Consider the following 9,990-nt stretch of genomic DNA (forward strand, 5'->3'; position numbering starts at 1 on the left):
TGCTTGGCTCCCCTATCGGATGTTCAGGACGTCGCCCTTCACGGACGAGGTGTTGCTGGTGACGATGCGCTCGCCGGGATTGAGGCCGGATACGATTTCCACCTGTTCGGGGTTGCGGCGGCCGGTCCTGACCGAGCGGCGGCGGGCATGCGTACTGTCTGCGTCGAGCACGAAGGCCGAGTTGCCGCCCCCCGCCTCCAGCCAGCCGCCGACTGGCGCCACGACCGCCTTGCTCGCGGCCCCGAGCGTGATCCGCAGGTCGAGCGTTTGACCGCGGTTGAGCCCCGCGGACGGCGCGCGGTCGAAGGTCAGTTCGACGCGGAAGCGGCCTTCCTTCACCGCCGGCAGCACCTTGGAGACGGTCAGCAAGACGCCGTCCGCGGTCCTGGCCTTTTGCCCGACCGCAACGCGGCCGAGGAAGAACTCATCGACGTCCGCTTCAAGCTTCCATGAGCCTTCGCTGTCGACCTGCCCGGCCGGATCACCAGGCTTCAGCGTCTGACCGGGCTGGAGCGTGAAGTTGGTGAGCCGCCCGCTTGCAGGCGCACGGACCGTCAGCGTCGACAGCCCGGCGCGCACCGCGCTCAGATTGCCTGCGAGCCGGCTCTGCGTCTCCTCCAGCCGCGCTGATTGCGTCGAGGTGATGCGGGCCTCGGTGGCGCGCCCGTTGCGGAGCTGCGCCAGACGCCGCTCCTGATAGGCCGCTTCCTCCTCGAAGCTCTTCACCCCCGCGTCCGAAAGGAACCCTTTGTCGTGAAGCTGCTGGCGGATGCCGAGGTCGCGGCGCGCCTTGATGAGGTCATATTCGGCCTGCGAAACCTGCGCCGCGCGGTCGAGCCGGTTGCGCTCGATCCCCATGCCCTCGCTGGCAATGCCGCCGAGCTGGCTCGCGATCTGCGCCTCGCGCGTCAGCACGTCCAGTTTGAGCGTCGGATTGGCCAGCGTCGCGAGCGGCTGACCCGCCACCACCATCGCGCCGTCCTGCGCCAGCAGTTTCTCCACCTGCCCGCCCGACAGGACGCCGACCAGAGTGGTCAGCCGGGGGGCGACGGTGGCGCGCACCGGAAGATAATCGTCGAACGCGGCGCGCGTGACATCGCCGGTGTCGAGGTCCCGGGCCGAGATGTCGGTCGATCCGGCCGCGGGCAGCATCCGCCACGCCGCCACGGCGACGAGCGCGACCGCCACCACGATCAGCACGCCGCGCTGCCGCCACCACTGCTTCGGCTTCGGCGCCACGCGCCGGTCCATTGCCGCACCGGAGCCCGTGCCGGACGGGGCACTTGCGCCCATCTTCTGTTCGGTCATCATGGCCGCAGTGTCGCGCAGGTCGAGCAAAAACCCTAAGTCATTATGAACACAGCAGTTTCTCCAAGAGGCGCAGATGGCGTCCGTCCGGATGCGGACACGGTGTTCGGAAATGGACACCCGAACGACGCGTCAAGCGGCCTCTCGATCCTGCTTGTCGACGATAACCGCCATGTCGCCGAATCGCTCGGGATGGCGATGCGGCTCGCGGGGCACCGGCTCGCGCACGCCGAGGGGCCGGAGGCGGCGCTGTCGCTGCTGGCGTCGCAGCGGTTCGACGCGATCCTGCTCGACCTCAATTACTCGCCGGGCAAGACCGACGGCGCGGAGGGGCTGGCGCTTCTCACGCGCGTCCACGCCGACGATCTCGCCGCGCGCATCATGGTCATTACAGCACACAGCGGCATCAGGATCGCGGTAGCGGCAATGCGCGCAGGTGCGAGCGACTTTGTGATGAAGCCGTGGCGCAATGCCGACCTCATCGCCAGGCTGGAGCGGGTTGCGCGGCAGACCGGTCCGGCCCCGACGCGCGCGCCGGTGGCAGTGGCAGACCAGCCGGCCCGCCTGATCGGCGAGAGCGACGCGATCGCCCGCGTCCGCTCCCTGATTGGGCGCATCGGCCCGACACCCGCGGGTGTCGTGGTGAGCGGTCCCTCAGGCAGCGGGCGCAGCCTCGTCGCCGCTGCGCTCCACGCCGCCTCGAAGCAGGCCGCTACGCCGCTAACGATTGTCGACCTGCGCGACGCTGCGTCATGGTCGAGGATCGCTACGGTGCGCGGCGCGCTGCTGCTGCGCCACCCCGATCGGCTCGGCGAGGTCGAGCAAGACCGCCTGCGCCACCTGTTGCCCGACGCGACGCGCTGCATCGCGATCGCCGACCGTCCCGCCGCGATCGCGCCCGCGCTCGCCCGGCGCGTCGCCACGGTCGAGATCGCGATCCCGCCCCTCGCTACGCGCGGCGACGACGTGCTGATCCTGGGGCGCCACTTCCTCCGCCTCGCCGCTGACCGCTACGGCCGCCCGGGCGTGCGCCTCTCTTCGGCCGCGGAAGCCGCGCTCCGCGCCGCCGATTGGCCCGACGAGGTCCGCGGGCTCGCTGCCGCGATCGAGCGCGCCGTGCTGCTTGGCGAGGGCGACACGATCCATCCCGGCGACCTCGTCGCCACGTCTGCCCCGACCCCGCTTCCCGCGCCGGCGGCGCGCTTCGACCTCGACGAGAACGAGCGCGCGATGATCGAGGCGGCCTTGCGCGAACATCGTCACAACGTCTCGCACGCTGCCGCCGCTTTGGGGCTGAGCCGCGGCGCGCTCTACCGCCGCATGGCGCGCCATGGCCTTTGAGGGGCGCAGCCTCGCGACGATCGCATCGGGGCTGGCACTGGCGATCGGCGGCGGGTTGCTGGTGTTGTCCTGGCAGGCGGGGCTATGGGCCTCGACCGCGGGTGCGCTACTGGTCGTCGTGTGGATCGTGGGGGCGAGCGGATGGGCAGCGATGCACCGTCCGCCCGCGAAGGCCGATATTCCTGCGGAGACGCTCGACCCCTTGTCGGTCCGACTATTACTCGACCAGATCCCTGTGCCGCTGGTGCGCGTCGATGCGCGAGACGCGCGCGCGATCAATCGCGCCGCCCGAACGTTGTTCGCCACCGACGAGCGCATCCTGCCTCTGCCATCGGCGCTCGCCGATTATACCGTGCGCAACCTGCGCCATGAGGGTCGCAGCCTAAGGATCGACGCGGTCGAGGGGCGTCGAGGCGATCGGCTCGTCGCGTTGATCGACGTCGAGGCGGAAGAGCGCGCCGCGCAGGATCGCGCCGCCGACGAGATGATCGACATCCTCGGTCACGAGCTTCTCAACGGCCTGTCGCCGATCGTGTCGCTGGCCGATAGCGCGATCACCGCCGCGGCGGCGGGGCATCCCTCGCTTCCGAACATTCTCGCGACGCTCGCCCGCCGGATCGAAGGGCTGGAAGGCTTTACCCGCGGCTATCGCGATCTCGCTCGCCTCCCCGCCCCGGTTCGCGCACCGGTGTCCCTGGCGGAACTCGGCGACGATCTCGCGCGGCTGTTCGCCGCGCGCTTCGGTCCGGGCGTGACGCTGACATGCGCGATCCCGGACGCGGCGATGGCGGATGTGGATCGCGACCAACTGACGCAGGCTGTCTGGGCCCTGCTCCAGAACGGAGCCGAGGCGGCGGGCGATCATGGCAGCGTTACGCTGTCGATCACTTCCGCGCCAAAGGCACTGACGATCCTGGTCGGCGACAGCGGTCCCGGTGTCACGCCTGACGCCCGCACCCGCATCTTCCGCCCCTTCCACAGCAGCAAGCCCACCGGTTCGGGGATCGGCCTCACCCTCGCCCGCCGCATCGCGCGCGCGCACGGCGGCGACGTAAAACTGGACAACGACCGTACCACACAGTTCAGGCTGACGGCCTTGTCCCGTTCTGATTGAGGACGAACGGTAGAAAATTATTATCTTGCGCGCAGCAAGAGCGGGGTGATCAAGAGCCCCTCATGAGATTTCACGTCTGCCTCAGATGTACTTCGTGATCATAGATCGGTTGATCTGTGAAGCAATAATACGCCCTCGCCGCCACACTGATGAACTGCAGAGCTCGGCCGGAAGCCAATATAAAGTTGTGTACTAAGGAAACCAACAAGCCGTCGCTCAAGCCGCCAACTTTGATTTCATACTAAGGCGGTCCGTTCCAATCGATGCTTTGATCGTCTGGCGAAATCGCGCATCGTGCCACCGTCCGTAGCGGGGAAACGCATAATCCCGGTCAGCATCGCACTTGCGCAATCACCCGACCGCGGCCGAGGCTGGGACATGGCCGTGCAATGGGCGCGGACCGGCTCGCAATACTGCTCGCTGCCTCGCGCCCACGGCTGAACGCCGCACGCCGAGGGCTCCTGAGGGCTCCTGAGGGCTCCTTGGCGAGCGGGGGTAATCAGTTGTGATCGCGTTCCATCTTCGTGATCGCACTAGAACGAGGATCGACGTGGAACTCGTAGCTGGCGTTGGCCTTACGAGCCTCGCCTTCCCAATGGCCATCGTCAGCTTCCAGCTTCGTCACGCGGTAGCCGCGCTTGGCCAGCATGTTCTTGACGTTCGCGCTGCTGATCCAACCCTTGCCGGGCATATCGGCATAAGCCGGGGCACCGATGACGGTGGTTGCAACAGCGACGACCAGTAGCTTCTTAATCATGATCAACTCCCTTGGGACGAGTTAATCGCATGGTAAGGCCTGCTCGTTCCCATCATTGATGGAAAGCCGTCATTCGAACATGTCGCGAGAGGATAACTCAACCTCGAATGATGCAGAGTCGGGGGCAAGGCGGTGTCGGTTGCTTGTTCTACCGCGTCGCGCAATCTTATGCATTTCCGACGCCGGACAGTCCTTTCCGGCCAACTCGCAAATTCCTGATCAACTGACATCGCGTAGGCGCTGTCGCGAACGTCTGTGGGCGAGCCACTGGCAGCCACCTTGCGCCGACTACACGATCCGAGAGGAAGTTGCTCGATCAGCCCAACGACGATCGAATCATACCGTCGCTTTTTGAACAGGACGCAGAACGCCTACGATCGGGTGTAAGCGGCGGCATCCCTGAACCGCAACATGCCAGACGCAACTATTCAGGGCAGCTTTCCGGCGCCAGAATCTGGACGTCAGTTCCTGCTCGACCGAGATCAACAAGGGTGGGCCTGGAATGTAGCGTCAGCTGACGTCGTGGTGCGGCCCGTCCTCGGCCAGCTAACGATACGCTGAAAGCTGTTCTTGGGGTGAGGAAAGCCCGGACCGTTTTGCATCGGCCGGCAGGTCCGGCATGGAATCGCCGCCATGACCGCTGACCTCGCCATCCTTTACGAACATCCGCAATGGTTTACCCCGCTTTTTGCGGCGCTCGACCGGCGCGGAGTGACCTATGACGCTCGGACCACGCGGACAGCCTTCGATCCCGCCGAGACGTCGCCCCCCGCCCCCGTCGTCCTCAGCCGGTTGGCAATGTCGGCGTTCCTGCGGGAGGCGGAGCATCCGATATTCTGGGCACAGTCGCTGCTCGCGCGATGGGAGATGTCGGGTGCGCGTGTGCTGAATGGTACGCCTGCACTGGCGATCGACACGTCAAAAGCACGCCAATTGGCCCTTATTGCTTCGCTGGGGCTCGCGATCCCCGCGACCCGGGTCGTCCACCGTGCTGCGGATGTTCCGGCGGCGGCTACGGCAATCGGTTTTCCGTTGGTGGTGAAGGCCAATATCGGTGGGTCCGGTGCCGGGATCATGCGCTTCGACGACGCGGACGCGCTGCGTGCGGCGGTGGCCGATGGCACCTTGCCGACCAGCATCGATGGCGTGCTGATGGTGCAGGATTATGTCCCGGCCCGGGGCGGCACAATCACCCGGATCGAGACGCTCGACCGCGCCTATCTCTATGCGATCGATGTTGCCGGGGGCGGGGCGTTCGACCTATGCCCCGCGGACGCCTGTCAGGTCGCGGGAAACGCCATCACGATGACGGCGGCCGAGCCGTCGGCGCCGCTGCGCGATGCGGCGGAGGCAATCGCGCGAGCCGCCTCACTCGATCTTGGCGGAGTCGAGGTGTTGATCGACGATCGCGACGGCATCCCCCGTTTCTACGACGTCAATGCGCTGTCGAACTTCGTAGCGAAGCCGCTCGACGTGCTTGGCTGGGATCCGCACGATCGTCTGGTCGACCGGATCGTCCGCTGGATTGAGGAGGCACGCTGATGCGCTACGGTTTCTGGATGCCGGTGTTTGGCGGCTGGCTGCGCAACGTCGCCGACGAGGGCATGAAGGCCAGTTGGGCCTATGCCAAGGCTCTGACGCAGGATGCCGAGCGATGGGGCTACGACCTGACGCTGATCGCGGAGCTTAACCTCAACGACATCAAAGGTGTCGAACAGCCCGCGCTCGATGCCTGGTCGACCGCCGCCGCGCTTGCTGCGGTGACGGAGCGACTGGAGTTGATGGTCGCGGTACGACCCAATTTCCATCACCCCGCGCTTTTCGCCAAGGCCGCGGCGAACATCGACCGGATCTCGGGCGGGCGGCTCGCGCTCAACGTCGTATCGAGTTGGTGGGCGGACGAGGCGCGCCAATATGGGCTGCAATTCGACCAGCACGACGACCGTTATGCCCGTACCGCGGAATGGTTGACGGTCGTCGATGGCCTCTGGACGCAGGATCGGTTCAGCTTCTCAGGCACATTCTACACGACGGAAGAGGCGATCTGTTCGCCCAAACCTGTCAGGCGACCGATGGTCTATGCGGGCGGTGAGAGCGAAGCGGCCAAGGCGATGATCGCGGCGCGATGTGATGCCTATGTCATGCACGGCGATCCCGTCTCGGCGATCGCGCCCAAGATCGCGGATATGGCCGCCCGTCGGCACGCCACCGGCGGCGCGCCGATGCAGTACGGCATGGCGGCCTATGTGATCGTGCGGGACAGCGAAGCGGAAGCGAAGCGTGAACTGGAGCGCATCACCACCGTCACCGAACTTCCCGCGGGCTATGCCAATTTCGATCAATGGCTGTCGGGCACGCAGCTCGAGCGCGAGTTGAAACTCCAGGAATATTCCGTATCCAACCGCGGGCTGCGGCCCAATCTGGTCGGGACGCCCGAGCAGTTGAAGGAGCGGATTGCGGAATATGAGGCGGTGGGCCTGGGCCTTCTCCTGTTGCAGATGAGCCCGCAGGCGGAGGAGATGGAACGCTTCGCCGTGCAGGTCATGGGCACGACGGCCATGCGCGAAGCTCACCCGGCGTGAGGGTTCCTCCTGTCGGGCGTATCCTGGCCGGTCTGGTCGCCGGCCTTGCGCTCGGGTATCTGGCGGGGCCACGGAATGCCGCGCTGCCGGCGTTGCAGACGATCGGCGGGGTCTGGCTCGATGCATTGCGTATGCCGATCATTCCGCTGGTGTTCGCGCTGGTGGTGACGGGCCTCGGCAGTGGATCGGGCCTCGACGGATCGAGCCGGGTAGCGCGTCGCGCGATCGGCGCGTTCTTGGTGGCGCTGTCCGCCTCAGCGCTGTTCGGTGTCGCGCTGGGGTCCGCGATGTTCAGCGAGTGGCAGGTGACCGGACTGGATGCGGTACGGGATGCGGGCGGCAAGGTGCCCCATCTGCCGCCGCTCGGCGAAACCCTGCGCGCGCTGGTGCCCGTCAATCCGATCGCCTCGGCGGCGCAGGGCGCGGTCGTGCCCGTCGTCCTGTTCGCACTGTTCTTTGCCATAGCCCTGCGTCACATCGACCGGTCACGCGCCGCATCGATCGTCCATGCCTTTCAGGGCATCGCCGACACGCTGCTCGTCATCATCGGCTGGGTCCTGCTCGTCGCGCCGATCGGCGTCTTCGCGCTGACGTTCGACGTCGCTGCGCGCAGCGGCTTCGCGGTGGGCGCGCTCCTGCTCTGGTACGTCGTTGCCCGCATCGTCGGCGGCATCCTCCTGTTGGCGGCGTTCGTCTTTCTCGTCGCGGTCGTCGCGCGAACCCCGTTGTCGACGTTCCTGCGCGCCGTGCTGCCGGCCCAATCGGTCGCCTTCAGCACGCAATCGTCGCTCGCATCGCTGCCGGCCATGCTGGAGGCCGCTCGGACGCTGGGCCTGCCGGCACGACCCGTCGGGACGGTCTTGCCGCTCGCCGTGGCGCTTTTCCGGATCAGCGCGCCCACCGCCATTGGTCTTGCGACACTCGCGCTGGCGCATCTCAACGGTATCGAGCTCGGCCTGGGCCGTCTCGGCTTGGTCGCGCTACTCGCTGTGCTGAACAATCTCGTGATCGCCGGCCTGCCGAACCAGATCAGCTTCTTCGCTGCCTACGCCCCTGTCGCACTTGCGGTCGGCGTACCAATCGAACTCCTCCCACTGTTCCTGGCCGTGGATACGATCCCCGACATGTTCGCCACCGCAGCCAACGTGACGGCCGATGTCGCCTTGACCACGATTTTGACGGAACGGGCAACAGACATTGACCCCGCGCCCTTGAGCTAGAGGATCAGAGGGAGCGCAGACATGTGCTTTCGACTACAATACGCCCCCTCAGTGCGCTGACCCACAAGTGGACATTCGCAGCCTCCTTTCGGTTTCTCACCTTCTGCCATCCATTTATGTTGGGAGCGGAGGAGGTGCTGAGCCGCAGCGCTGCCGGCTGCCCCGCGAGCTTTCCCAAAAAGGATCGGGAAAGGAGAATGTGTCGGCCTTCTCGTCACCGCGAAATGACGGGGCTTTGGGAAAGCAGACTGATCCGGTCAGCGCACCTTGCAGCTTGGTGAGCCGATCGCTTCGTTCGCTGCCACTCGAACCGCCGACACCGGATCAGGAACCTTCGACAGTTCTGGTGCCTCAACCCTAAGGTGTTCGACACCGCTACCCCATTGTTGACGCCAGTTCCCAGCGGCCATCCGAGAAATTGTCCCAGAGCATTGTTTGGCGCTGACCATGCTCGCCATTGTCGATGAACATGCCCACTTTTCCGGGCGGGCTGTTCGCCTGAAGCGCGGAGAGGCGCAGGTTGATCGCACGTGTAACCAGAAGGTCCAAGAGATCATCGCGCGCCTGGCGGTTATGCGATGATGGCGGGGCCAGCGCTGGCATCACGACCGTCATCAACGCCGTTCGACGCCCCTGCGGCAGCGCGGAGAAACTGATCGGCCGAATGCGACCGCGATCGAATACCGGAACGGGTACGCGGCGCGCTTCTGGATCCGCAGGCTTCCAGTCTCCGAAACGCTTTTCGATAATTGCCCTCATGGCGTCGGGCTTCACGTTGCCGACGATGACGATCATCATGTTTTCGGGACGATAGAGACGTTGATAGAGGGCGCAGATGGTGTCGACGCGCGCTACCGGCACATCGTCCGAGTTCTGCGCATCGATCACATCGTTCGGCGAGCCGGGCGCGACAGCGGCGATGTAGCTGGCGTAGATGTCGTTCCCGGGCTTCTCATCGGCCATTTCCCGCATGACTTCGCCCCGCGAGGCGTCGACTGCATCCGCGCGAAGGGGCATCCCGTGGCAGCATCCCTGAACAGGGTCAGCAACACATCAATATCATTTGGGGCCGTTGTCTTGGTCGAGAGATAGTAATTGGTCTCTCGCCATGACGTGGAGCCTGCATTCGGTGCCGGCAACGTCAGCGGAATGCCGATGCGCTTCAGATGATCAAAGTCGTCCGGCGCGGCGACCATTGGACTGTGAAACGCGATATGCTCGATCAGATGAGCCAATCCGCGTTCGCCGGGCCGACGTTCAACGATGAAGCCGCCCTCGTTGCGCATGAGCAGCGCGACGCCAGGTTCCTCACCGCGCCGGAGTAAGATCGCAAACCTCACGCCATTCGCAAGCCGTCCGATCAAGGGCGTCTTCCAATCGGAAGCCGGTATGTCCGCGGCTTCTGCGCTGCCCCTGCTAGGAGGGGACGCCCTGTCTTGAGCGAGTCCGGAAGAAGAGAATGCGAGCAAGGGAGCGAGGATGGAAAGTAGCGCCGATTTGCCGTTGTTCCCTATGTACGCCTCTCGACTTGGCTGGCCGTCTGCTTGGTACCACCGCCAGCAGGCAGGATCGTGAATGTGCGTTCTTTAAGTGTCAATCGGCGTCCAAAAAGGACCCCCTATCGGCGTCCAAAAGGGACCCCTTCGTCGAGCGGTGTGACGGGTATGC

General features: G+C 65.5%; 9 protein-coding genes. 6 read left to right on the top strand and 3 right to left on the bottom strand.

Going from position 1 to position 9,990, the window contains the following annotated elements:
• Nucleotides 1–12: 12 nt before the first annotated feature.
• Nucleotides 13–1,311: an efflux RND transporter periplasmic adaptor subunit gene (locus AC1RTO_RS18345; protein WP_493162269.1), complete on the bottom strand. Its 1,299-nt coding sequence runs from the start codon at nucleotides 1,309–1,311 to the stop codon at nucleotides 13–15.
• Between the two features lie 99 nt (nucleotides 1,312–1,410).
• Between AC1RTO_RS18345 and AC1RTO_RS18350 the strand changes: the two genes are divergently transcribed.
• Nucleotides 1,411–2,649 carry a sigma-54-dependent transcriptional regulator gene (locus tag AC1RTO_RS18350; protein ID WP_493162270.1) on the top strand — a complete coding sequence of 413 codons (1,239 nt, stop codon included), beginning with the start codon at nucleotides 1,411–1,413 and terminating at the stop codon, nucleotides 2,647–2,649.
• Nucleotides 2,639–3,763: a sensor histidine kinase gene (locus AC1RTO_RS18355; protein ID WP_493162271.1), complete on the top strand. Its 1,125-nt coding sequence runs from the start codon at nucleotides 2,639–2,641 to the stop codon at nucleotides 3,761–3,763. The genes AC1RTO_RS18350 and AC1RTO_RS18355 overlap by 11 nt, the downstream gene beginning before the upstream one ends.
• Nucleotides 3,764–4,262: 499 nt before the next feature.
• On the opposite strand, the gene AC1RTO_RS18360 is transcribed toward AC1RTO_RS18355, so the two are convergent.
• A complete protein-coding gene (locus AC1RTO_RS18360; protein ID WP_493162272.1) occupies nucleotides 4,263–4,520 on the bottom strand; it encodes a PepSY domain-containing protein in 258 nt (85 codons plus the stop codon).
• Between the two features lie 633 nt (nucleotides 4,521–5,153).
• On the opposite strand from AC1RTO_RS18360, the gene AC1RTO_RS18365 reads away from it, so the two are divergent.
• The 3 genes from AC1RTO_RS18365 to AC1RTO_RS18375 are packed head-to-tail and all read left to right on the top strand — an operon-like array spanning nucleotide 5,154 to nucleotide 8,322.
• The gene (locus tag AC1RTO_RS18365) at nucleotides 5,154–6,062 is read left to right on the top strand and encodes an ATP-grasp domain-containing protein (RefSeq protein WP_493162273.1); all 909 of its coding nucleotides are present in this window, start codon (nucleotides 5,154–5,156) and stop codon (nucleotides 6,060–6,062) included.
• Complete coding sequence (locus AC1RTO_RS18370; protein ID WP_493162274.1) at nucleotides 6,062–7,102, top strand: LLM class flavin-dependent oxidoreductase; 1,041 nt, start codon at nucleotides 6,062–6,064, stop codon at nucleotides 7,100–7,102. Before AC1RTO_RS18365 ends, AC1RTO_RS18370 begins: the two co-directional genes overlap by 1 nt.
• On the top strand, nucleotides 7,099–8,322 hold the full coding sequence (locus AC1RTO_RS18375; protein ID WP_493162275.1) for a dicarboxylate/amino acid:cation symporter: 1,224 nt from the start codon (nucleotides 7,099–7,101) through the stop codon (nucleotides 8,320–8,322). Before AC1RTO_RS18370 ends, AC1RTO_RS18375 begins: the two co-directional genes overlap by 4 nt.
• A gap of 375 nt (nucleotides 8,323–8,697) precedes the next feature.
• Here the strand turns inward: AC1RTO_RS18375 and AC1RTO_RS18380 are convergent, their stop codons facing one another.
• Nucleotides 8,698–9,339 carry an insulinase family protein gene (locus AC1RTO_RS18380; RefSeq protein WP_493162276.1) on the bottom strand — a complete coding sequence of 214 codons (642 nt, stop codon included), beginning with the start codon at nucleotides 9,337–9,339 and terminating at the stop codon, nucleotides 8,698–8,700.
• 149 nt (nucleotides 9,340–9,488) lie between these two features.
• On the opposite strand from AC1RTO_RS18380, the gene AC1RTO_RS18385 reads away from it, so the two are divergent.
• On the top strand, nucleotides 9,489–9,647 hold the full coding sequence (locus AC1RTO_RS18385) for a hypothetical protein (protein ID WP_493162277.1): 159 nt from the start codon (nucleotides 9,489–9,491) through the stop codon (nucleotides 9,645–9,647).
• The last annotated feature ends 343 nt before the right edge of the window (nucleotides 9,648–9,990 follow it).

Source organism: Sphingomonas sp. GW821-FHT10F09, assembly GCF_058809195.1.